This is a genomic window from Arthrobacter sulfonylureivorans, assembly GCF_022637435.1.
Taxonomy (GTDB): domain Bacteria; phylum Actinomycetota; class Actinomycetes; order Actinomycetales; family Micrococcaceae; genus Crystallibacter; species Crystallibacter sulfonylureivorans.
The window spans coordinates 627,564-649,116 of sequence record NZ_CP093326.1; the positions used below are offsets into that span (position 1 = coordinate 627,564).

The window sequence follows — 21,553 nt, forward strand, 5'->3', positions numbered from 1 at the left end:
ATGCGGGTTCTGTCGAGGCGTGAGGGCTAGAGGCTGACGCCGAAGACCAACGGGAGCAGGGTGTAGAGCGTCACCACGATCAGCACCAAGGAGACTAGATTCAGCCAGAGGCCGGCCCGCACCATCTGTTTGATGGACACCTCGCCGGAGCCGAAGGCCACCGCGTTCGACGGCGTGGCCACGGGCAGCATGTAGGCCGAACAGACAGCGAGGGTCATGACAATGGTCATCAGGAGCGGATCGATGCCGACGCCGACGGCGACGGCACCCATGATCGGGAAGAATGCCGCCGCGGTGGCCGTGTTGCTAGTGAGCTCGGTGAGCCCCAGACCGACCACGGCGGCGACCAGCACGATAACCACGGGAGGCATGCCGTTCAGTCCGCCGACCTGATTGCCGATCCATTCTGACAGGCCCGTTGAGGTGAACATGGCAGAGAGCGAGAGGCCGCCACCGAACAGCAGGAGCAGGCCCCACGGGATGTCGCGGGCCGAGGACCACTGCAGCAGCGGTGCCGATCCCTTGCCGGCCGAGCGCTTGTTGGCCGGGACCAGGAAACAGGCAATGGCAGCGCCCATGGCCACCTGCGTGTCCGAGATGGTTGCGAGAAAGGGCAGGGCATGGGCTACTGCGGGAATTTGGGCGATGAAGGGCACTGCCACCCAGCAGAAAATGGCGGCCAGGAAGATCGCGCCGACGCGCCGCTCGGGGGTTGTCATGGCCCCGAGCTTCGCGATTTCGTCGCGGATGAGCTGTGCCCCGCCGGGAATCTGCTCCAGCCGGGTACGGAAGACGAGCTTGGTCAGCACAAACCAAGCGATGAACAGCATGACCGCCGCGAACGGCACACCGACCAGCATCCACTGGCCGAACTGCATCTCGTAGTTCTGTTCAGAACCGAGGTAGGCGGCCATCAGCGCCATGGGCGGCTGGCCAATGAGGGTGGCCATGGAGCCGATGGTGACGCCGTAGGCGATGCCGAGCATCATGGCCGCGGCGAACTTGGCGTCCACCGCGTCTCGGTCGATGTTGCGGATCAACTGGAGGATGGAGACGCCGATGGGCACCATGATCACGGCCGTGGCGGTGTTGGACACCCAGGCAGAGATCATGGCCGAGGCGACCATCAGACCGAGGACGATCTGCGCGGGGCGGGTTCCGACGGTTCGGATGGTCAGGAGCGCAATGCGCCGGTGCAGGTTGCTCTTCTCCGTGGCCAGGCCCAGGATCACTCCGCCCATCACCAGGAAGACCACCGGGTTGGCGTAGGGTGCGGCGACATTGGCCATGCTGTCCATCCCGAATAGCGGGAAGAGGACCAGCGGCAGCAGCGAGGTCACCGGGATGGGGGCGGCTTCGGTCATCCACCAGATCGCCATCCAGAGCGCACAGCCCGCGACGGCGCGGCCTTCGAACGCCAGCGACTCCGGCAGGATGAAGAAAAGGGCCAGCCCGGCCAGCGGCCCGGCGAGCAGCGCTACGAGCTTCCTGCCGGTGCGGGTCTCGGGGGCTGTGGTCTGTTCAGCGTCGCCGCCGGGGCGCGCTTCGGCCGCCTCGGGGCGGTTCTGGGTTTCCTGTGACATGGATCGTCCTTGGTTGTGCGACGGGGACCACATAACCGTAGTCAGGTGACTGGGCCAACAGAAGTACTTATTTGGGCCTTATTGATACGTCAGGAGTCATAGTCCGCCCCCGGCCTCGTGTTGCCGCGGCCATGGAGGGGTGAGACCCGCGGCACAACGTGAGGCGGGCATTGATATGCAGCGTGTATCAGTGGCGGGAAGCTAAGTATTTTACCTGCCTAATTCCCCGGCCTAGAGTGGGTCAGAAGCCAGCGACCAGGCTGCGACCGGAACGGATTGGAGGCCGGCATGGAGACCCGCCAGCTGCGATACTTCGTGGCCGTGGCCGAGGAACGCCATTTCGGCCGTGCCGCGCTGCGCCTGCACATGGCCCAGCCGCCGCTCTCGCACCAGATCAAGCAGCTCGAGGAGCAGCTGGGCACGCAGCTGCTGGTCCGCACCACCCGCAAGGTGGAGGTGACGCCGGCGGGCGAACTGCTGCTGGTCCGGGCCCGCGGGCTGCTGGCCGAGATCGACCAGCTGGGGCAGGACGTGAAGCTGGTGGGCCAGGGCGCCAGCGGCGTGCTGCGGGTCGGCGTGGTTGGATCCGCCACTTACCGGTTGATGCCGCGCATTGTCGAGACGGCAGGAAGGCGGTTGCCGGGATTGAAGCTCCATGTGCTGGGTGAAATGCTCACCCCTGCCTTGGAAGAGGCGCTGGAGGAAAACCGCATCGACGTCGCCGTGCTGCGTCCGCCCGTGCGGTCCGGAGAGCTTGAACTGAGGTTCTTGGAGCAGGACGAACTCGTCGTGGCGCTTCCGGAAGACCATCCCTTGGCGTCACACGGGTCGCTGGAGCTGGCCGACCTGGCCGGAGAGAAGTTCGTTTCCTATCCGCGGACCTCGGCCGTGTGCGGCATCTTCATGGACGCCTGCCGCCGGGTCGGCTTCCGGCCCCGGATTGTGCAGGAAGCCAGTGAGACATCCACCCTGCTGGCCTTCGTGGCCTCGGGCATGGGGTTGGCGCTCGTGCCGATGACACGCCGGGTGTTCGCCCTCCAGGGTACGGTGCTGCGCCCGCTGCGCGACGCCCCGGCGGTGGATTTGGCGCTGGCTTGGCGCCGCGGCAGCGATTCCCCGCTGATCAAGAACTTCGTAGACCTGTTCGAAACATCCACTGTCCCGGAAGGAACCACCCGTGAAGATTGAGCGGATTGAAGCCATTCCCTACGCCATCCCTTACACGCACCCGCTCAAGTTCGCCAGCGGCGAGGTGACGACCGCGGACCACGTTCTCCTGCGCGTGCACACGGACACCGGGCTGGTGGGGGTTGCGGATGCGCCACCGCGCCCGTATACCTACGGCGAGACCCAGGCATCGATCGTGGCCATCGTGGAACAGGTCTTCGCCCCGCAGGTGACCGGGCTGGACGTGCTGGACCGCGGCAAGATCCATGCGGTGCTGAACCGCACCATCCACAACCAGGTGGCCAAAGGTGCGCTGGACATCGCCCTCTGGGACCTGATGGGCAAGGCCACTCAGACCCCGGTGCACAAGCTCCTCGGCGGTTACACGGACCACATGCGCGTCAGTCATATGCTGGGCTTCCGTCCGGCCCAGGAGCTGCTGGACGAGGCCCTGCGGTTCGGTGAGGAGTACGGGATCACCACGTTCAAGCTGAAGGTAGGACGCCGGCCGCTGGGCCTGGATATTGAGGCGTGCCATGTGCTCCGGGAAGGGCTGGGCGAGGACGTCGACATCTATCTGGATGCCAACCGCGGCTGGACCGCGAATGAAGCACTCGAAGTCCTGCGCCGCACCGAAGGCCTCGGCCTGAGCCTGTTGGAGGAGCCGTGCGACGCAAAGGAAGCCATGAGCCGACGCCGGCTGGTGCAGAAATCTCCCATCCCGGTTGTGGGAGATGAGTCCGTCCCCACCGCCGGGGACGTCTCCCGCGAGCTGCTTTCCGGGGGCTGTAACGCAATCTGCGTCAAGACCGCCCGCAGCGGGTTCACCGAGGCGCAGCAGATCCTGGGCCTGTGCACCGGGCTGGGCGTGGACGTCACCATGGGAAACCAGATCGACACCCAGATCGGTTCCTTGGCCACGGTCACTTTCGGTGCCGCCCACGAGGCCACCAGTCGGCGCGCCGGGGAGCTGTCCAACTTCCTGGACATGGCCGACGACCTGCTGGCCGAGCCTATCCGGATTGAAAACGGAACCATTTCCGTCCGCGACGTGCCCGGCGTCGGCGCTGCCATCGACGAGGGCAAACTCGCCAAGTACCGCTTGTCCTGAACCCTTCACCAAACACCCAGGAGAATTCACAGATGCTGTTCCTCGCCCGAATGGAAGTCCAGTTCCCCGCCCACCTGTCCGCGGAGGAGGTCACCCGGCTTCAGGGACTGGAGAAAGAGTACTCGCAGGGCCTGCAGCGGGACGGCCGGTTCGCCGGCATCTGGCGCGTCGTGGGGGAGTACGCCAACTACTCGCTGTTCGACGTGGCCTCGAACGACGAGCTCCACGAAATCCTCAGCGGTTTCCCGATGTACCCCTACATGAAGATCAAGGTCACGCCGCTGGCCAAGCACCCCAACTCCATTAAGTGACCGCCGCGCGATTCATATTGAATCGGTCCCAATGATGGCCCAATAGGTATTTCCCTCGAGGGCGCCGCGGGCCTAAATTGAGAGCCATATCACCGGCTTTCGCCGACACCCCACCTCATCCACCACATTGCACGAGGGAGCGCCATGTCCATCGAATCCACCGCCAGCGCCGCAGCCTCTGGAAGCGCCGCTACCGACCGTTTCCGCCAGTCGGGCAAGACCTCCACGGTCCACGCCAGCCAGGAGCGTGTGAACCTGCTGGCCAGCAAACTGGTCAATGCCGTCAACGACATAGTGCTCGAAGAGCGCGTGACGTATGACGAGTACAACGCCTTCAAGGCGTGGCTGATCAAGGTGGGCGAGGACGGCGAATGGCCGCTGTTCCTGGACGTCTGGGTCGAGCACTCCGTGGAGGATGTAGCCACCAGCCATCGCCATGGGAACAAGGGCTCCATCGAGGGGCCGTACTACATCCCCGAAGCCCCGGAGCAGAAGTCGCCGGCGAAGATCAGCATGCGCCCGGATGAAAAAGGCACCCCGCTGCTCTTCCAAGGCCAGGTCCGCTCCACCGACGGCTCGCCGCTGCCTAACGCCAAGATCGAGCTGTGGCACGCCGACGAAGAGGGCTATTACTCCCAGTTCGCTCCGGGCATTCCGGAGTGGAACCTGCGCGGGAGCTTCATTGCCGATGCGCAGGGCAACTTCCACATCGACACCATGCAGCCGGCGCCGTACCAGATACCAACCGACGGCGCCTGCGGCCAGCTGATCGCCGCCGCCGGCTGGCATGCCTGGCGCCCGGCCCACCTGCATCTGAAGGTCTCCGCGCCCGGCCACGAACTGCTGACCGCCCAGCTGTACTTCCCGGGCGACCCGCACAACGAGGACGACATCGCCACCGCGGTCAAGCCGGAACTGATGCTTGACATCAAGCCGGCCGAATCCGGCACCGGCGTGCAGACCACCTACGACTTCGTCCTGGACCCCGCGTCCTAGCCGGCCGTCCCGACGCCGAGGGGGCCTCATGTCGCTGCACTCTGCCCTGCCCGCCTTTGATGCCCGGGGGCTGATGGAAGCCTTCACCGGCTGGGGCAGTGCGGTTACCGTCGTGACGGTGAACGGCGGAGACGGTGTTCCCTGCGGCGTCGGTGCAAGTGCTGCCGGCCCGGTGTCGCAGGATCCGCCGCTGATCCAAGTCACTTTGTGGCGCAGCCCCGCGGCGCGGCGCGTGCTGGGCAATTCCACGTTCGCGGTCAACGTGCTCTCGCAGGACCAGGCGGACGGCGCCCGCCGCATTGCCCGCGGGTCGATTTCCGGCCCCGCATGGCGGAACGACGGCGGTGTCCCCGTCCTGAGCGGCAACGCCGCCACGATCGTGTGCGCACCGTGGAATGTGTATGACGGCGGCGACCACGTTCTCCTCGTGGGCGAAGTCTTGAAATACGATCTGGGCGCTGCCCGGCCGCTGGTGCTGGCGGAGGGCCTGCAGTCCGCGGCGGGCGACGACGGCCAGCTACCGGAGCCGGCGCTGTGGTCCTGGGGCCGGTCCGGGCCGTGATTCTCCCGCTGCCCCGGGCGTGAAGGCTTCCTGGCAGGGGTAAACAACGGTGGGCCGGCTCCAAGAGCCGGCCCACCGCCGTCGTTATGGGGAGTAGCGAGGTTTAGAGCTGCGTGCCGGTAGGGCCGCTGTCGCTCACTTCGCCGCGCCAAGCGCCGGTTTGGGTGCCGCGGGTTTCAAGGAACTCCTTGAACTTCTTCATGTCCGACTTCACTTGCTTGTTGTCGAGGTTCAGGGCCGCACCGGCCTTCTCGGTGAAGGTTTCCGGGTTCCATTCGAAGCGGACGGACACCTGGGTGCTGTCGGCACTGAGCTGGCTGAACGTGACCACGCCGGCGTGCGACTTGCCGTCGATGCTGCGCCAAGCGATGCGCTGGTCCGGCTGCTGTTCGACGATCTCGGTATCGAACTCGCGCTCCACGCCGCCAATCTTGGTCTTCCAGTGGTTGGTGGTGTCGGTCAGCTGGGTCACCGACTCCACGCCGGACATGAAATTGGGAAAGGACTCGAACTGCGTCCACTGGTCGTACGCGGTACGGACCGGAACGGCTACATCAATGGTTTCTTCCACGGTCTGCATTCATTGCCTCCTTTGGAATCGGGCCGGCCCCGCCATTGCGGGTTCGTGACGGCCTCACGGCCCACGGTACACAAAAGACAGCTTGCTGACTAATTCCGGCGGGGTGCGTAGGGTGGCTGGTGGGGGCATCAGCAGAATCGATCGAAGGAGTGGAGCATGCGCGCTGTAGTGTTCGAGGAATTCAAGACCTTCCCCACGATCAAGGACGTGGAGCGGCCGAAACCGCGGGCCGGTGAGGTGCTGCTGAAGGTAGCCGGCGCCGGCGCCTGCCATTCCGATGTGGCGATCTATAACGACTTCGAAGCCGGCGGACCGGGCGCAGTGCCGCCGCCGTTCACGCTGGGGCACGAGAATTCCGGCTGGGTGGAGGAGCTCGGCGAAGGTGTTGAGGGGTTCAACGTCGGCGACGCCTACCTGGTCTACGGGCCGATCGGCTGCGGGCACTGCAAGGCCTGTTCGCGCGGCCAGGACACCTACTGCGAGAACGCCGCCAAGATGCCGTACCTCGGCGTCGGCCTGGGGCGCGACGGCGGGATGGCCGAATATGTTTCGGTCCCCGCCCGGAACCTGGTGCCGCTGGGCGATGCCGATCCGGTTGCCGCGGCGCCGCTGGCCGACGCCGCACTCACCCCGTACCACGCGATCAAACAAGCGTTGCCTCACCTGGCCGGCGGCGGCAAGTATGCGCTGGTGATCGGGCTCGGCGGCTTGGGCCAGATCGCCGTGCAGATTCTGAAGGCTCTGACCGGCGCCACGGTGATTGCCACTGACATGAAGGAAGACGCGATGCGCAAGGCGGAAGAAGCCGGCGCGGTGACAGTGTCCGGCGGCGAGGGACAGGCGCAGAGGATCCGGGACATCACCGGCGGCCGCGGCGTCGATGCCGCCTTCGACTTTGTGGGCGTCGGGCCGACCGTCCAGACAGCCGCAGCCTCGATGGCCCGGCTATCCCGGCTGACCGTCGTAGGGATCGCCGGCGGCACCCTCGAATGGAGCTTCTTCACCAACCCGTACGAGTCCGTCGTGACCAACACCTACTGGGGCACCATCGAGGACCTGCACGAAGTGGTGGACATGTACAAGGCAGGCCAGATTGTGCCGGAGGTCCATCGCTTCAGCATGGATGAGGCGCTGGACGCCTACCGCAAGCTGCAGGCCGGCGAGATCTCCGGCCGGGCCGTGATGGTCCCGCATGGCAGCTAGCCAAGGTCATGGTCCGACGGCGGTCGGTCGGCTGCGATAGATGGCCCACCGCCGCGGTTGATTGGCCCACAGGCGTCGTCGGCGGCCTCGACTACGCTGGCCCCGTGACTGAATCCCGGCGCGCGGCGCCTACTTCCCGGCGTCCGGACCTTTCCGGTCGGCGCGCGGCGCTGGTTTTGGGTGTGGCTTCTTCGGCGGTCTGGCTGCTGACCGCCAGTGCCTTTGCCCTGGTGACTGCCAGCGGTCGGCCGTTTCCGATGAGTGTGGTTGGTTTGGTCTTTCCGGCCACCTTGCCAGGCTGGCTGGCATCGTCGGTGGCACCCTGGCCACTGGCAGCGGTGCTGGTCTCCGCGCTGGTGGTCGGCGGCGTGGCCTACGCCCTGGCACCGCTCGCCACCGCCGCTGGCACCACCCGAGCCGGCACATTTCGCCGCGGCACGCTGATCCTGGCGCTGTGGTTCATCGTGGTTCTCGCTGCCGCGGCAACCGGCGGACTGGTAGCACTCGGCGGGATCGCTGCGAACTGGCCGCCGCTCCGGTTACTGGAGCTGGCAAGCCCGGTAGCGCCAGCGGTGTCAACGGCCGCTTATTGGGGGCTGGTCTGGGGATGGCTGCCGGCCATCCTGGCGGCACGCCCGCTGCTGCGGCAAGCGGCCTCCGCCAACCGGAGCAGCTCCGCAACGTGGAGCGGTAGCGCAGACCCAGCTGGCTCAGCCAGCCTGAACGGTTCCGCCAACCCCGTCGCCTCCGCCACCCGGCGTGAACCAGGGTCTCCGAGCTGGCTCCGGCCGGTCCCGGCTGCGTTGTTCGCGGTGTTGCTGGTCGCGGCTTTTCCGCTGGCACAGAACGCGAATGATGCTGCAGCACCTGCGCCGCCGGCTGCCGAACCGCTGCCCGAGCCCGTGATCTACGGTTCGCCGCTGGTGTCGGCAGCTGTTGAATCCGGGGCACCGGAATCACCCAACCCCGAAGATGAGCCGTGGTGCACCGGCGGGGACACCGCCGTCGTTCTGGGAGGGGGCGATGCCGCGACGGGGCACCGCGCGCAGGAGCTGCTCATCAGTAACACCGGCGAAGAAGCCTGCCTGCTGGCCCGTTATCCGGACGTGGCGTTCGACGACGAGGGCGGCTCCGCCATGAGCGTGCTGGTTTTCCGAGGCGGCACCTTCATGACCGACGACCCCGGGCTGGAACCGGTCATGCTGCAGCCGGGAGCCTCGGCGCGGGCGCTGCTGGGCTGGAACGCCATGGCCACGGCCGGCGACATCCCGGTCGGCGCGGTGCTGGTGGCACCGTACGCGGGCACCGACCGGGAGAAACTGCCGGTGCTGCTGGACATCGTCAACGGCGGGGCCGTGGCCGTCACCGCATGGCAGGCCGTCGACGGATAAGCCGTCGGGCCCGCGGCGGTCCGACGCCGGGCTGCCCGGCGGAATCAGCGCAACGGAATCACCGGAGCCCCCGCGGTGTTGAGCCGAATGTGAAGCGTCTAGGTTTTCTCTCCTTCGGCCACTGGAGCCCGGCTGTCGGCTCGCCCGTCCCCACCGCAGCGGAGGGCCTGCTGCAAAGCATCGATTTGGCCGTGGCCGCGGAAGAGGCCGGCGTGGACGGCGCCTACTTCCGCGTGCACCACTTTGCCCGCCAGCAGTCCTCACCCTTTCCGCTGCTGGCCGCCATCGCCGCGCGGACCAGTCGGATCGAGATCGGCACCGGCGTGATCGATATGCGCTACGAAAACCCGCTGTACATGGCTGAAGAAGCCGCGGCGACGGACCTGATCAGCGGCGGGCGCCTGCAGCTGGGCATCAGCCGGGGGTCGCCCGAACCGGCGCTGAACGGGGCCGCGGCCTTCGGGTACCGGCCGGGCGAGGGCGAGACCGACGCGGACATGGCCCGCCGCCACACCACCGTGTTCCGCCGCGCCATCACCGGTGCGGGAATGGTTCCGGCGGACCCGAACCACATGCAGGGCGGGCATACCGGCATGCTCCCGGTGGAGCCGGTCTCTCCGGGGCTGCCCGAGAGGATTTGGTGGGGCGCGGGGTCCCGGGCTACGGCGGTCTGGACCGCCGAGCAGGGAATGAACCTGATGAGCTCCACGCTGCTGATCGAAGACACCGGCGTGCCGTTCGACCAGCTCCAGGCCGAACAGATCCACCTGTTCCACGAAGCGTGGCAGAAGGCCGGCCATGCCCACGCTCCGCGGGTGTCCGTCAGCCGCAGCGTGATGCCCGTTGTCGACGACGAGGACCGCCGGTACTTCGGGCTGCGCGGCCAGACTGACCAGCATGATCAGGTCGGCATGCTGGACGGCACGCGGTCACGGTTCGGCAAGAGCTACATCGGCGAGCCGGACAAGATAGCCGCGGCCCTGGCCGCCGACCGGGCCGTGCAAGCCGCGGATACGGTGCTGCTGACCGTGCCGAACTACCTGGGCGTGGACTACAACGCCAAGCTGCTGGGCAACATGGTGCAGCATGTGGCGCCGGCCGCCGGCTGGCGGTGACCCCGAAGAAACCATTCCGCACATCTGGCCCGTTGAGCGCGCGTTGATGGGCCGGATCTGCGTAGCGGATCTGCTCGGACGGCGGCGGACCTAAAGCAGTACGTCGTTCAGGTCGTAGGTGACCGGCTCGTCCAGCTGCCCGTAGGTGCACGATTCCGGATCGCGGTCCGGCCGCCAGCGCACAAACTGCGTGGTGTGCCGGAACCGCTCGCCCTCCATGTGGTCGTATTTGACCTCCAGCACGCGCTCCGGCCGCAGCGGCACGAACGACAGGTCCTTGCCGCCGCTCCACCGGCTGCCCTCGGATGTGAGCGGCGTGCGCTGGCCGGCCTCGTGCTGCTCCCGGTTCCAGGGATGGTCGTTCGAATCGGCGATCAGCGGTTGCAGCTCCTCGAACAGCTCCTCGCGGCGCTTCATGCTGAACGCCCCGGCCACGCCCACATGGACCAGTGTTCCGCCGTCGTTGTAGATGCCCAGCAGCAGCGACCCCACCCGGCCCGGGCCGCTCTTATGCACGCGGTAGCCGGCGAGCACACAATCGGCGGTGCGCTCGTGCTTGATCTTGAACATGGTCCGCTTGTCCGGCTGGTAGGTGCCGTCCAGCGGCTTGGCCACCACACCGTCCAACCCGGCGCCCTCGAATTCGTGGAACCACTTTTCTGCCAGTGCCGGATCATCCGTGGTCCGGGTCAGATGGATGGGATTGACGACGGCGGAGAGCGCCTTCTCCAGCGCGGCGCGCCGTTCCTCGAACGGGCGGGAGGTCAGGTCTTCGTCGCCGAGGGCCAGCAGGTCGAACGCCACGAACCGGGCCGGTGTCTGCACCGAGAGCAGCTTGACCCGGCTGGCCGCCGGGTGGATGCGCTGCTGCAGCATCTCGAAGTCCAGCCGGTCGCCGCCCTCGCCCACCAGGATGATCTCCCCGTCCACCACGCAGCGCTCCGGCAGCTGCTCGCGGAAAGCCTCCACCAGCTCGGGGAAATAGCGGGTCATCGGCTTCTCGTTCCGGCTGCCGATCTCCACGGCGTCGCCATCGCGGAAGATGATCGAACGGAAACCGTCCCACTTCGGCTCGTATTTCATCCCGCTGTCGGGGATCTTGGCCACCCCCTTGGCCAGCATGGGCGGTACGGGCGGCATCAGCGGCAGGTCCATGCGCCCATTCTGGGTGCTGGCCCAGCCAGTGTCCATGCCCGCGCGGTCAGGGATGAGGTTCAGGGACCGGGAGGAATCCCGGCGGGCATGGCCGGCACTGTGTCTGCACCGCCCGTCTGGAGGCCTCAGACCCGGCGGTAGATGTCTGCCACTGGACAATGAAACGGGTCGGAAGCGGCCAGTCCGACCGCCCCAAGATAGCGGACTATGGCCGCATAGGACTCCAGCAGGCTGGTCTCCGTGTACGGAATGGAATGTTCGCGGCAGTATTGGCGAACCATCGGCGCCGCCTTGCTCAAGCAAGGACGGGGCATGTCAGGGAACAGATGGTGCTCGGTCTGGCGGTTCAGGCCGCCCATCAGCAGATCCATCATCCAACCGCCGCGGATATTGCGGGACGCTGTGACCTGGCGGGTGACAAAGTCCGGCCGGCTGGACTGGGGATAGATCGGCATGCCCTTGTGGTTCGGCGCAAACGACGCACCCATGTAGAAGCCGAAAACCGCCATCTGAACGCCAATGAACGCGAACGCCTGCCCAAACGGGAGCAACCAGAAGACAACCGCGAGCAGCAACGCGGCGCGGGCAGCGAGGATGCTCAGCTCCACCCAGCGGTGCTCCACCTTGTCCTGCCGGATCAGGTACTTGAAGGAATCCAGATAGAGGCTGAAGCCCAGGAACGGCAGCAGCGGGAACAACAGATATCCCTGGAGCCGCGTGACGCGGGCCATGGCCCCGCGGCGCCCTGCCGCAGCATCCGGATGGAACGCGATGGCCCCGGTCTTGATGTCCGGATCCTTATCCACGGTGTTAGGGAAGCCATGATGCCGGGTGTGCTTGCGCATCCACATGGCGTAACTGATGCCTACGAGGCTGGTGCCGACCAGCCGGGCTGCCCATTCATTGACCCGCTTGGACTTGAACACCTGATGATGCGCAGCCTCGTGGGAAAGGAAAGCGAACTGGGTGAACAGCGCCCCTATCGCAGACGCAATCAGCAGCTGGTACCAGCTGTTGCCGAGCAGGGAGAATCCAGTCCAGGCCGCGGCAAGCAGGGCCAGCAGGACCGTGAAAAGCGTGATGTAGTACCAGCGGCGGCGTCGCTGCAGTCCGGATTGTCTGATCTTTTCCGCTAAAGCCAGATAGCCCGCGGCAATATTGTTCGGAGGCTTAGTGGCCGGAGCTTCGGTGGCCGGTGCCGGAAAATTGGGCGCGACTGACTCGGGCTGGGGGTCCATGGGAATACCTCGAAACCAACCGGTGGCGGTACAGCAGAAATATCGCACGAGCACCGGTCTCTGGCTGGAATCTACTCCTGTTGGACCAGCTTGTCACCGGGTACGGAGATAGGGACTCCGACGGCGGTGCCGGCAGGCAGATACCCGAGAGGGGGGTGCCTTGCATACGCGGATCCCGAGAAGCGTTCGCTCCGCTCAGCGCCGGACCCGTGGGCGAGGTGCGCTGGGCAGATATTCCATCGAATCGAGCGACGAGCTCACCAGCGTCCGGTAGCGGCCGCCGGGAGGCGCAGCCGGGTCATTCGGGGGAGCGTACGCGGCATGGAGGTCCTTGCTGATGGCCTGCGCCGCGGCTTGGAGCAGCCGCACGAACCCGGTGACAGGCGCGTCGTCGTTCGGCACCACCACACTGACTGCGGCAACCACCACCTCGTTGACCCCGCGGATGGGAACAGCGATTCCGCGCGCTTCTGCATGGATGTAGCCCCTCCCGCAGGCGTAGCCGTCGCGGCGGATCTGCTGCAGCAAGCCGCGCAGGTCTTCCGGTGCCTGGACAGTCTGGTCCGTGTAGCGGAAAAGATCACTGGCAAGGACCTCGTCTTGAAATGCGGCATCGGCATAGGCCAGCAACACCAAGCCACTGCTGGAGGCATGCAACGGCAGTCGGCCGCCCACCAAGGTCACGTTCACCACGGCGTCCCTGGTGGACAGGCGCTCCAGAAACAGCACTTCGTGCCCTTCCAGAATCCCGAGTTGAGTATGCTGGCGCACCCTTGCCTGCACTTCCTGCAGGTACGGTTTGGCAATCTCACGTAGCCCCAGCGCGCCCGGTGTCCGGCAGGCAATTTCCCACAGCCGCACGCCCAAGCGGTAGGTCTTGTCCGGCTGGCGTTCCAGTAAACCAAACTGTTCCATCTCGGCGACCAGCCGGTGGGTGGTCGCCAGAGCCAGCCCGCTCCGGACAGACAACTGCGAAACGGTGAGGAACACGGCGTCAACGTCGAACGCGGCAAGGATCTGCATGATCCGACTCAAAGCAGACCGTCCGGCTGACGACTTCGCCACTATTTTTTCCTTTCATCGGAAAGCACCCTGTTGGGTAATTGTGGCACAGCTCATAGTTCTGAGTGCCGGCAGAGGTGCCGGGAAGGACTGATGCGGGGCGACCACGCCCGGCGCGGGAAGGATGAAGATGCTTCGACGGAGAAACATCACCACAGCGGCAACCTTCGCAGTATTGACGACGGCGGCGCTCGCCTTGAGTGCGTGCGGCGGAAATGCGACGGCAGGCTCGGCAGCCGGTGCAGGAGAGGGCGGGCCGGTCCAGGTGGGCTACTTCCCGCTGGTTCACACCTCCACCGCAGTCAACGCAGATGAGGCCGGAATTTTTGCGGAGAACGGGCTGGACGCTGAGCTTGTGGCCACACAAGGTGGTGCCGCCGCCATTCCGGCGCTGATCTCTGGGAGCGTCGACTTTACCTACAGCAATTACACGTCGGCGTTGCTGGCTGTGGAGAAGGGCTTGCCCATCCGGTTGGTCTCCGGCAATGACGTAGGCAGCGCCGATCACGGCATTTTCGTCAGCGCCGAGTCCGGTATTGAGGAGGTCGCGGATCTGAAAGGCAAGACGTTCGCGGTGAACAACCTGCAGAACATCGGAACCGTGGCGATCAAGGCACTGATGGAAGATGCCGGTCTGGCTGCCGACGACGTGAAGTTGGTGGAGATGCCCTACCCGGACATGCAGGCAGCCCTCGAACGCGGAGCGGTGGACGCGATCTGGCAGGTGGAACCCTTCCAGTCCAGCGCCAAGGCAGCGGGACTGGTCAAGATCGGCGACTTGTTCAGCGGGCCGGTGGCGGACATGCCGGTGGCTGGCTGGGTCACCACGGAGGCCTTCGCCAAAGAGAACCCGGAGGCAGTCGAGGCCTTCAAGAAGTCCATCGCGGCATCCGCGCAGGAACTGCAGGACAACCGGGAGCTCCTGGTCGAGCTGGTGCCGAGCTTCACCAAGGTGACGGCGGAGGTGGTCGAGGCCGCGGAAATGCCCCGATTCCAAGGCGAATTGGATGTGGAGCAATTGCAAAAAACCGCCGACCTGATGCTCAAGTACAAGATCACCGGCAGCGAGCTGGACGTCCAGTCGCTGGTCGCGGAGTAGGAGAATCCCATGACCGCCGAAACCCTCGCCGTGAAAGCGCCGGTGCTGGACCTTGATCCGTTCAGCGACGACTTCCTCACCGATCCGTACGACGCGCATGAGCAGATGCGTGAAGCCGGCCCTGTCTTCTGGCTGGAGCGTTACGGGGTCTATGGCGTGGCCCGCCACGATGAAGTCGCCCGGGTGCTGACCGATCACGGAACCTTCGTCTCCTCTCGCGGCGTAGGCATTTCCGACTTCGTGAAGGAGAAGCCTTGGCGGCCGCCGAGCCTGTTGCTGGAGGCAGACCCGCCGCAGCACACGAAGGCGCGGCAGGTGGTCACCAAGATCCTGACCGTGAAGCTGCTGCGCTCGCTAAAGGACGGTTTCCAAGCGCACGCGGATGAATTGGTGGCCCGGGTCGCCGCGCAAGGCGGCGTCGTCGACGGCGTCCACGACCTTGCCGAGCCCTATCCGCTGGCAGTGTTTCCGGATTTTATCGGACTGTCCAAGGACGGCCGGGAGAACCTGCTGCCCTACGGCTCGATGGTCTTCAACACCTTCGGTCCGCGAAACGGCCACTTCGAACGCGCTCTCGAGCGTGGAGCCGCAGCGCAAGGCTGGATCATGGAACAGTGCCGGCCGGGTTCCCCGTCGCCGGACGGGCTGGGCGCCCAGATCCACGCCGCTGCGGCGGAGGCCGGGTTCAACGAGGAGGACCAAGCCAAGCTGCTCCGCTCCTTCCTCTCCGCGGGAGTGGACACCACAGTGCACGGCATCGGCAACGCTTTACAGTGCCTGGCAGAGAACCCGGAGCAGTTCACGGCCTTGCGGGAAGATCCCTCGCTGGCACGAGCCGCCTTTGAGGAAACCGTGCGCTACTCCTCGCCCGTGCAGACCTTCTTCCGGACCACCAACAAAGCCACCGAAGTCTCCGGCATCGCGCTGCCGGAAGGCTCCAAGGTCCTGATGTTCCTGGCCGCTGCCAACCGGGATCCGCGCCAGTGGGAGAACCCGTCCGCGTTCGATATCCGGCGCAAGGCCGCCGGGCACGTGGGCTTCGGCTTCGGCATCCATGCCTGCCTGGGCCAGATGCTGGCCCGGCTGGAAGGCGAGTGTTTCCTGACGGCCCTGGCCCGGCACGTGTCCCGGATCGAACTGGCCGGCGAGCCCCAACAGCAGCTGAACAACACCCTGCGCGGCCTGGACAGCCTCCCGCTGCGCCTGACCGCCGCCTGAGCACCACCGGAGGATTGAACCATGCCTAAAGTAACCTTCATCCAGCCCGACGGCATGCAAAACGTGCTGGACGCCGAGGCCGGAACCAGCGTGATGCGCACGGCCGTTTCCAACGGGCTCCCCGGAATCGTTGCCGAGTGCGGCGGATCGGCAATGTGCGCCACGTGCCACGTCTACGTTGAAGACGGGTACCTTGACGGACTCCCGGAGATCAGCGATGTGGAGGACGAGATGCTGGACTGCACCGCCGCCGAACGCTGCGCCAACAGCCGGCTCTCCTGCCAGCTGCCCGTGGTGTCCGACCTCGCGGTCCGGTTCCCGGACGCGCAGGTCTGACCATGACGATGAGCACCGGCACCCTGATTATCGGGGCGTGTCAGACCGGAGTGCAACTGGCGGCGAGCCTGCGCGAGTTGGGCGATACCTCGCCCATCAGCCTGGTGGGGGAGGAACCGCATGCCCCGTATCAGCGCCCGCCGCTGTCCAAAGAACTGCACACCGGAACCGTCGACGTCGCCGCGCTGTCCTTCCGCACTGCGGACTGGTACCAGCGCCAGGGCATCTCCCTGATCACAGGCGAGCGGATTGTCCAGCTCGAACGGAACAACGACGGCGGCGTCGCGACCTCCGTGGGCGGCCGCACCTTCCGCTTCTCCCGGCTCGCCTTGGCCACCGGGGCCGCGGTACGGCGGCTGCCGCTGGAGGGAGCGGAGCTGGACGGCGTGCACTATCTGCGCGATGCCTCTGACGCCCGGCGGCTGGCGGCGGACCTGGCGACCGCCCGGGATGTTGTGGTCATCGGCGGTGGCTTCATCGGCTTGGAAGTAGCCGCCGGTGCCCGCACCACCGGAAAGCGCGTCACGGTCCTGGAGGCCGCACCACGGCTGGTGGGCCGGGCCGTGGCCGAGGAGACCAGCGATTACTTCCGTGCTGCGCATCAGCGCCGCGGCACCAACGTGGTGCTGGATGCGCGGATCAGCCGGTTGACCGGCACCGGCGGGCGGGTGGCCGGCGTCGAACTGGCCGATGGCACCCAGGTGCGCGCCGACGTCGTGCTTATTGGCGTTGGCGTGGTGCCGCGCACGGAACTGGCCGAGCAGCTGGGACTGGCCGTGGAGAACGGGATCGAAGTCGATGAGCACGGACTGTGCTCGGACGGCATGACCGTGGCGGCCGGCGACTGTGCCAGCCTGCCCAACCCGTATGCCCGGGGGAACGGCGGCCGGGTGCGGATGGAATCCGTTCCGCACGCCATGGAGCACGCGAAAGCTGCTGCGGCCACGCTCCTGGGCCGCCGCGAGCCGTACCGGATGCTGCCGTGGTTCTGGTCGGACCAAGCGGACATCAAGCTGCAGATCGCAGGCCTCTCCGCCGGTTTCGACGAGACGGTGCTGCGGGGTGACCCTGGGGCTGACAAGTTCTCGCTGCTGTACTACCGGGAGGGCAGGATCATCGCCGCCGATTGCGTCAACTCTGCAGTCGATTTCATGGCAGTGCGGAATGCCTTAGCCCACGGGCAGGACATTCCCGCCGCCGCGGCCGCGGATCCGGGTGCACGGTTGAAACAGTTGGTCGTGGCGCCTGCCATCGTTTGAACGGTCCCGTTCCGGCCCTCACCGGGTTACCCGGCCACCCACCCCAAACGACTATTGAGCAGGCTTCCTTCCCACGAGTGGAAAGGAAGCCTGCTCAGTAATGGATGTGAATCTGCCGGGGCTTAGTCGCCGATGTAGAAGAGGCGCTTGTTGACGAATTCGTCCATGCCCAGCGGGCCGAGTTCGCGGCCGAAGCCGGAGCGCTTTACCCCGCCGAAGGGCAGGTCCGCTGCCTCGCCCACGCCGTTGACGTTGGCCATGCCGACCTCCAGACGCTGGGCGATCTTGCGAGCGCGTTCCTCGTCGGTGGAGAACACCGCGCCGCCGAGGCCATAGTCGGTATCGTTGGCCAGCTTCAGGGCTTCTTCGTCGCTGGAGACCTTGTAGACCACGGCCACCGGGCCGAAGAGCTCTTCGCGGTAGGCGCGCATCTCCGGGGTGACGCCGGTGAGTACGGCCGGGGCCAGGTAGGCCGCGGGCCCGTCGTGCAGGGTGCCGCCGGCGTGCAGGGTGGCGCCCTTGTTGACCGCATCCTTGAGCTGTTCGTGCAGTCCTTCGGCGGCGGCCCGGGAAGACAGCGGGGCGTAGGTGCCCTCGAGTTCCTCGGCCGGGTTTCCTGGCTTCAGGTCCTTGGCCAGATTGGTCAGCTCGGCCACGAAATCGTCGTAGATGTCCTCCATGACGATCATGCGCTTGTTGGAGTTGCAAGCCTGGCCGGTGTTCTCGATGCGGGTGGCCCAGGCCGCGGCAGCCGTGGCCTTCACGTCGTCGGTGTCCAGCACTACGTAGGGATCGGAGCCGCCCAGTTCCAGCACGGCCTTCTTCAGGTTCTTGCCGGCCAGCTCCCCGATGATCGCGCCGGCCCGCTCGGAGCCGGTCAGAGAGACGCCCTGGATACGCGGGTCCGCGATGATGTCGGCAATCTGTTCGTGGCTGGCGAAGACGGTGATGTACACGCCCTCGGGGACGCCGGCGTCGTCCATGATCTGCTGGATGGCCAGCGCCGAGCGGGGGCAGGTTTCCGCGTGCTTCAGGACGATGGTGTTACCCAGCACCAGGTTCGGCGCGGCGAAGCGGGCCACCTGGTAGTAGGGATAGTTCCACGGCATGATGCCCAGCAGCGGACCGACCGGTAGCCGCTGGATCATGGCGCGGCCGCCGCCAATGGCCTTGATCTCCTGCTCCGCAGCCAGCGCGGGCCCCTCGGTGGCGAAGTAGTCGAAGATATCCGTGCAGAACTCGGCCTCGCCCTTGGATTCGGAGAGCGGCTTGCCCATCTCCTCGGTGATGATCGCAGCGAGCTCGTCGGCGCGTTCGGTGAACAGCTCAGCCAGGCGGGCCACCACCTTGGCGCGGTCCGCGATCGGCACCTCGCGCCAGGAAGTGTAGGCGGCCTGGGACCTGGCGATGGCGTCTTGGATCTCGGCATCCGTGGCGGTGGGGAACTCCGCTACCACCTCACCGGTGGACGGGTTTTGGACCCGGTAGCCCGGCTGGGTGGACGAAGCGGCGGGGGAAGTGGTGGTCACAGCCCTGGTCTCCTTCAGATAATGACAAATCAGAGGGACGGCTGCGTGGCCGTCTCCGACTCCCATCTTGTACCGTCCGGCCGGTTCTGTGAAGTGGGTTACGCTCACGGCATGAGAGGAAAAATGACCGCACTGGCGGTGCGTCGGGAGGCAACAAGAACTAGGGGTGCGGAATGAAGCGATCCGGCTCCATCGTTATCCACCGGCCCGCGGATGAAGTGTTCGCTTTCCTTGCCGAAGTGCACAACGAAACCAGCTGGCGTGACTCGGTTACCGGCTCCGGATACATCGGTGAAGGATCCGCTGCGGTGGGGACCGACGGCTATACCGAAGTCTCGATGGGCGGCAAGCAGGTCCGGATGGATTGGCGCATCAGTTCCTTCGATCCCGGCCGGCACGTGGCATGGCAGTTGACCGGCGGGCCGTGGCAGGGTGGCGGGTGCCTACACCGTTCGGCCGTTGAGCGACCGCACCGAGGTGACGGCGGACCTCGAAGTCAGGCTGGCCGGTGCCCTGCGGATGCTTGAGCCGGTCTTGGGTTTCCAGCTGGGCCGCGGATTGAGATTAGACCTCGCTCGACTGCGGCAGCTGTTGGTTGTTCCAGCGAACTGAGGCACTCCCGGCGCCAGAGCACGCATTCGGTGCCTGGCGCGGCTGCCCCATAGCCACCCGGACCGATCCACTTCTAGCGGGGCAGCTTGCTCCTAGCGTTCGCCGAGCAGCTTCTCCATGTCCCGCCGGTCCTTCTTGGTGGGCCGGCCGGTGCCGCGGTCGCGCTGCGGGATGCCCAGGGCCGGGGCCACCGGACGCGGCGGTGTGTGGTCGGTGAAGCAATGCGAGGCTGCCTCGGCGCCCACGCGCTTGGCGATCAGCCGGCGTACTTCCAGGATCCGCTCGTAGCCGGGCTGCCGCACTCGCAGGGTGTCGCCTGGCACCACCGACTGGGAGGCCTTGACCGGATTGCCGTTCAACCGTACGTGTCCGGCGCGGCAGGCTGCGGTGGCCGCGGAGCGGGTCTTGTAGGCGCGGATGGCCCACAGCCACGCGTCAACGCGCACCGAACTTGGGGTTGTGGCTGAAGTGTTCATGCCCTTCCGAGTCTAGCGCCGACACGATGCGAGCCCCTGGACAGAAGGCGTCCGTCCTACCGCCGACGGAAGTGATTTTTCCTTTCACCGGCTGTTCACAACCAGTTGGCCAGCAGGTTCGCAACCGCTGTGAAGCTCGATCGAAGGGGGGAACCGCACGAACACCACCTACGAAGGGCGTCATTCCCATGGCATCTCGCTTGATCAGAACGTTGACTTGCTCCGTCGCGGCCGTTGCCGTCGGCGCCACCCTCTCTGCCATTCCGGCCAGCGCGCAGAACAGCGCACAGAACAAGCCCGGGCAGGAAGAAGCTCCGCTGCTGATCGGCCACCGCGGTGCCGCCGGCACGGCGCCGGAGAACACGGTGGCCGCGTTTAAGGACGGCCGCGCCTCCGGTGCCGACTTCTTCGAAATCGACGTCCAGCTCAGCGCCGATGGCGTGCCGTTCCTGTTCCACGACGACACTCCCGCCCGGACCACCAACGTGGAAGAGGTCTTTCCGGACCGCGCCGGCGACCCGGTCACGTCCTTCACCTGGGATGAACTGCAGCAGCTCGACGCCGGATCCTACTTCGGTGCCGAGTTTGCCGGCGAACGCATCCCGCATCTGGACGACGCCGCGAAGGTCGCCACGGTGAAGACCGGGGTGTACATCGAGATCAAGTCGCCGAAGAACTCCCCGGGCATCGAGCAGTTCGTCGCCGATGAGCTGCGGACCGACGCCAGGTGGAAGAAGCTCGTCGCAGCGGACAAGATCCAGGTCCTCAGCTTCGATGAGGCCTCCAACCGGACCTTCGCCCGGATCGCTCCGGAGATTGTGCTGCAGCAGCTTTCCAGCACCGTGCCGGGTCCGGCCGTCCTGGAATCCTGGGCCGGCTTTGCCGATTCGGTCGGTACCAACTACCGCACCCTGACGGCGCAGAACGTGGCCGACACCAAGGCGGCCGGCCTGGTCATCGGCGTGTACACCGCCAACTCGCCCGAGGCCGTCCAGCATTCCATCGATCTGGGTGTCGACGCCGTCACCGGGGACTTCCCGATCCAGATCGCCCGCTACCTGGACGGGCGGAAGCCCTTCCCGGCCGGCGCCGGCGTGGAGATCGCCGGTGCCGTGAACGATCCGGCCGGCAATGACTTGCAGCCGGAGACCGGCGAGCACGTGGTGCTGCGCAACGCCACCGGGCACAACCTGGACGTCAGCGGCTACATTATCCGCGACGCCGCCAACAACGTGCTGGAAATCGGCGACGGCTACGTCCTTGCCCCGGGCGCCGAACTGCGCGTCTACACCGGTCCCGGCACCAACAGCTCGGACGCCTACTACAACGGCGGCACCGCATCCGTGCTGAACAACGGCGGCGACTCGGTGGCCCTGTGGAGCCCGCAGGGCCAGCTGCAGGACGTCTTCGCCAACTAACCGGGAGCATCCTTCTCTACTAACGACGTCGGTGCTTGGGGACGGGCTCGCTGCCTGCCCCAAGTGCCGACATTGTTTGAGTCGGTCGGCCAGGGTGTCCGCTCCTGCTGCACCTGCGGTCCCCTCATTCTG

The 21,553-nt window shown here is 66.2% G+C and carries 22 protein-coding genes; 15 read left to right on the forward strand and 7 right to left on the reverse strand.

Annotation, left to right across the window (positions count from 1 at the left end; genetic code table 11):
* Positions 1-26: 26 nt before the first annotated feature.
* Positions 27-1,583, reverse strand: a complete 1,557-nt coding sequence (locus MNQ99_RS03050) for an SLC13 family permease (RefSeq protein ID WP_241914402.1) — start codon at positions 1,581-1,583, stop codon at positions 27-29.
* 288 nt (positions 1,584-1,871) lie between these two features.
* Here MNQ99_RS03050 and MNQ99_RS03055 point away from each other — a divergent pair, with 288 nt between their 5' ends.
* The 5 genes from MNQ99_RS03055 (at position 1,872) to MNQ99_RS03075 (ending at position 5,730) form a co-directional block, all read left to right on the forward strand.
* The gene (locus tag MNQ99_RS03055) at positions 1,872-2,771 is read left to right on the forward strand and encodes a LysR substrate-binding domain-containing protein (protein WP_127512404.1); all 900 of its coding nucleotides are present in this window, start codon (positions 1,872-1,874) and stop codon (positions 2,769-2,771) included.
* Complete coding sequence (locus tag MNQ99_RS03060) at positions 2,761-3,861, forward strand: enolase C-terminal domain-like protein (RefSeq protein WP_241914403.1); 1,101 nt, start codon at positions 2,761-2,763, stop codon at positions 3,859-3,861. Before MNQ99_RS03055 ends, MNQ99_RS03060 begins: the two co-directional genes overlap by 11 nt.
* A gap of 32 nt (positions 3,862-3,893) precedes the next feature.
* On the forward strand, positions 3,894-4,172 hold the full coding sequence (gene catC, locus MNQ99_RS03065) for a muconolactone Delta-isomerase (protein WP_127512406.1): 279 nt from the start codon (positions 3,894-3,896) through the stop codon (positions 4,170-4,172).
* Between the two features lie 144 nt (positions 4,173-4,316).
* On the forward strand, positions 4,317-5,168 hold the full coding sequence (gene catA / locus MNQ99_RS03070; protein ID WP_127512407.1) for a catechol 1,2-dioxygenase: 852 nt from the start codon (positions 4,317-4,319) through the stop codon (positions 5,166-5,168).
* A gap of 28 nt (positions 5,169-5,196) precedes the next feature.
* Positions 5,197-5,730 carry a flavin reductase family protein gene (locus tag MNQ99_RS03075; RefSeq protein ID WP_241914404.1) on the forward strand — a complete coding sequence of 178 codons (534 nt, stop codon included), beginning with the start codon at positions 5,197-5,199 and terminating at the stop codon, positions 5,728-5,730.
* A gap of 103 nt (positions 5,731-5,833) precedes the next feature.
* On the opposite strand, the gene MNQ99_RS03080 is transcribed toward MNQ99_RS03075, so the two are convergent.
* Positions 5,834-6,310 (reverse strand): SRPBCC family protein, encoded by a 477-nt coding sequence (locus tag MNQ99_RS03080; protein WP_241914405.1) that lies wholly within the window; start codon positions 6,308-6,310, stop codon positions 5,834-5,836.
* A gap of 156 nt (positions 6,311-6,466) precedes the next feature.
* Between MNQ99_RS03080 and MNQ99_RS03085 the strand changes: the two genes are divergently transcribed.
* From MNQ99_RS03085 to MNQ99_RS03095, 3 genes are all read left to right on the forward strand, one after another.
* Entirely contained in the window at positions 6,467-7,513 is a 1,047-nt protein-coding gene (locus MNQ99_RS03085) for an NAD(P)-dependent alcohol dehydrogenase (RefSeq protein ID WP_241914406.1), read from the forward strand.
* A gap of 104 nt (positions 7,514-7,617) precedes the next feature.
* The gene (locus tag MNQ99_RS03090) at positions 7,618-8,904 is read left to right on the forward strand and encodes a DUF4232 domain-containing protein (RefSeq protein ID WP_241914407.1); all 1,287 of its coding nucleotides are present in this window, start codon (positions 7,618-7,620) and stop codon (positions 8,902-8,904) included.
* An 89-nt stretch (positions 8,905-8,993) separates the two neighbouring features.
* Positions 8,994-10,019: an LLM class flavin-dependent oxidoreductase gene (locus MNQ99_RS03095; RefSeq protein WP_241914408.1), complete on the forward strand. Its 1,026-nt coding sequence runs from the start codon at positions 8,994-8,996 to the stop codon at positions 10,017-10,019.
* Between the two features lie 90 nt (positions 10,020-10,109).
* Here the strand turns inward: MNQ99_RS03095 and MNQ99_RS03100 are convergent, their stop codons facing one another.
* From MNQ99_RS03100 to MNQ99_RS03110, 3 genes are all read right to left on the reverse strand, one after another.
* Positions 10,110-11,174, reverse strand: coding sequence for an ATP-dependent DNA ligase (locus MNQ99_RS03100; RefSeq protein ID WP_127512413.1), 1,065 nt, complete (start codon positions 11,172-11,174; stop codon positions 10,110-10,112).
* Between the two features lie 125 nt (positions 11,175-11,299).
* Positions 11,300-12,412 (reverse strand): fatty acid desaturase family protein, encoded by a 1,113-nt coding sequence (locus MNQ99_RS03105; protein WP_241914409.1) that lies wholly within the window; start codon positions 12,410-12,412, stop codon positions 11,300-11,302.
* A 195-nt stretch (positions 12,413-12,607) separates the two neighbouring features.
* Complete coding sequence (locus MNQ99_RS03110) at positions 12,608-13,477, reverse strand: IclR family transcriptional regulator (protein ID WP_277883591.1); 870 nt, start codon at positions 13,475-13,477, stop codon at positions 12,608-12,610.
* 127 nt (positions 13,478-13,604) lie between these two features.
* On the opposite strand from MNQ99_RS03110, the gene MNQ99_RS03115 reads away from it, so the two are divergent.
* The 4 genes from MNQ99_RS03115 to MNQ99_RS03130 are packed head-to-tail and all read left to right on the forward strand — an operon-like array spanning position 13,605 to position 17,386.
* Positions 13,605-14,573, forward strand: coding sequence for an ABC transporter substrate-binding protein (locus MNQ99_RS03115; RefSeq protein ID WP_241914411.1), 969 nt, complete (start codon positions 13,605-13,607; stop codon positions 14,571-14,573).
* A gap of 9 nt (positions 14,574-14,582) precedes the next feature.
* Entirely contained in the window at positions 14,583-15,791 is a 1,209-nt protein-coding gene (locus MNQ99_RS03120; protein WP_241914412.1) for a cytochrome P450, read from the forward strand.
* A 21-nt stretch (positions 15,792-15,812) separates the two neighbouring features.
* Positions 15,813-16,127: a 2Fe-2S iron-sulfur cluster-binding protein gene (locus MNQ99_RS03125; protein ID WP_241914413.1), complete on the forward strand. Its 315-nt coding sequence runs from the start codon at positions 15,813-15,815 to the stop codon at positions 16,125-16,127.
* Positions 16,128-16,129: 2 nt separating this feature from the next.
* Entirely contained in the window at positions 16,130-17,386 is a 1,257-nt protein-coding gene (locus MNQ99_RS03130; protein WP_241914414.1) for an NAD(P)/FAD-dependent oxidoreductase, read from the forward strand.
* A 122-nt stretch (positions 17,387-17,508) separates the two neighbouring features.
* Here the strand turns inward: MNQ99_RS03130 and MNQ99_RS03135 are convergent, their stop codons facing one another.
* A complete protein-coding gene (locus MNQ99_RS03135; protein WP_241914415.1) occupies positions 17,509-18,915 on the reverse strand; it encodes an NAD-dependent succinate-semialdehyde dehydrogenase in 1,407 nt (468 codons plus the stop codon).
* A 173-nt stretch (positions 18,916-19,088) separates the two neighbouring features.
* Here MNQ99_RS03135 and MNQ99_RS19135 point away from each other — a divergent pair, with 173 nt between their 5' ends.
* Positions 19,089-19,442: an SRPBCC family protein gene (locus MNQ99_RS19135; RefSeq protein WP_422387487.1), complete on the forward strand. Its 354-nt coding sequence runs from the start codon at positions 19,089-19,091 to the stop codon at positions 19,440-19,442.
* Positions 19,375-19,527 carry an SRPBCC family protein gene (locus MNQ99_RS03140; protein ID WP_241914416.1) on the forward strand — a complete coding sequence of 51 codons (153 nt, stop codon included), beginning with the start codon at positions 19,375-19,377 and terminating at the stop codon, positions 19,525-19,527. The genes MNQ99_RS19135 and MNQ99_RS03140 overlap by 68 nt, the downstream gene beginning before the upstream one ends.
* 92 nt (positions 19,528-19,619) lie before the next feature.
* Here MNQ99_RS03140 and MNQ99_RS03145 read toward each other — a convergent pair whose 3' ends face one another.
* The gene (locus MNQ99_RS03145) at positions 19,620-20,003 is read right to left on the reverse strand and encodes an RNA-binding S4 domain-containing protein (protein WP_241914417.1); all 384 of its coding nucleotides are present in this window, start codon (positions 20,001-20,003) and stop codon (positions 19,620-19,622) included.
* Between the two features lie 188 nt (positions 20,004-20,191).
* Between MNQ99_RS03145 and MNQ99_RS03150 the strand changes: the two genes are divergently transcribed.
* Positions 20,192-21,421 carry a glycerophosphodiester phosphodiesterase family protein gene (locus MNQ99_RS03150; RefSeq protein ID WP_241914418.1) on the forward strand — a complete coding sequence of 410 codons (1,230 nt, stop codon included), beginning with the start codon at positions 20,192-20,194 and terminating at the stop codon, positions 21,419-21,421.
* Positions 21,422-21,553 lie beyond the last annotated feature (132 nt).

Excerpts from the sequence above, each read along its gene's own strand:
- MNQ99_RS03120 (WP_241914412.1), top strand. The coding sequence starts at position 14,583 with ATGACCGCCGAAACCCTCGCCGTGAAAGCGCCGGTGCTGGACCTTGAT.
- MNQ99_RS03075 (WP_241914404.1), top strand. The coding sequence starts at position 5,197 with ATGTCGCTGCACTCTGCCCTGCCCGCCTTTGATGCCCGGGGGCTGATG.
- MNQ99_RS03145 (WP_241914417.1), bottom strand. The coding sequence starts at position 20,003 with ATGAACACTTCAGCCACAACCCCAAGTTCGGTGCGCGTTGACGCGTGG.
- catA (WP_127512407.1), top strand. The coding sequence starts at position 4,317 with ATGTCCATCGAATCCACCGCCAGCGCCGCAGCCTCTGGAAGCGCCGCT.
- MNQ99_RS03050 (WP_241914402.1), bottom strand. The coding sequence starts at position 1,583 with ATGTCACAGGAAACCCAGAACCGCCCCGAGGCGGCCGAAGCGCGCCCC.
- MNQ99_RS03115 (WP_241914411.1), top strand. The coding sequence starts at position 13,605 with ATGCTTCGACGGAGAAACATCACCACAGCGGCAACCTTCGCAGTATTG.
- MNQ99_RS03100 (WP_127512413.1), bottom strand. The coding sequence starts at position 11,174 with ATGGACCTGCCGCTGATGCCGCCCGTACCGCCCATGCTGGCCAAGGGG.
- MNQ99_RS03085 (WP_241914406.1), top strand. The coding sequence starts at position 6,467 with ATGCGCGCTGTAGTGTTCGAGGAATTCAAGACCTTCCCCACGATCAAG.
- MNQ99_RS03150 (WP_241914418.1), top strand. The coding sequence starts at position 20,192 with ATGGCATCTCGCTTGATCAGAACGTTGACTTGCTCCGTCGCGGCCGTT.
- MNQ99_RS03105 (WP_241914409.1), bottom strand. The coding sequence starts at position 12,412 with ATGGACCCCCAGCCCGAGTCAGTCGCGCCCAATTTTCCGGCACCGGCC.
- MNQ99_RS03080 (WP_241914405.1), bottom strand. The coding sequence starts at position 6,310 with ATGCAGACCGTGGAAGAAACCATTGATGTAGCCGTTCCGGTCCGTACC.
- MNQ99_RS19135 (WP_422387487.1), top strand. The coding sequence starts at position 19,089 with ATGAAGCGATCCGGCTCCATCGTTATCCACCGGCCCGCGGATGAAGTG.
- MNQ99_RS03055 (WP_127512404.1), top strand. The coding sequence starts at position 1,872 with ATGGAGACCCGCCAGCTGCGATACTTCGTGGCCGTGGCCGAGGAACGC.
- catC (WP_127512406.1), top strand. The coding sequence starts at position 3,894 with ATGCTGTTCCTCGCCCGAATGGAAGTCCAGTTCCCCGCCCACCTGTCC.
- MNQ99_RS03130 (WP_241914414.1), top strand. The coding sequence starts at position 16,130 with ATGACGATGAGCACCGGCACCCTGATTATCGGGGCGTGTCAGACCGGA.
- MNQ99_RS03125 (WP_241914413.1), top strand. The coding sequence starts at position 15,813 with ATGCCTAAAGTAACCTTCATCCAGCCCGACGGCATGCAAAACGTGCTG.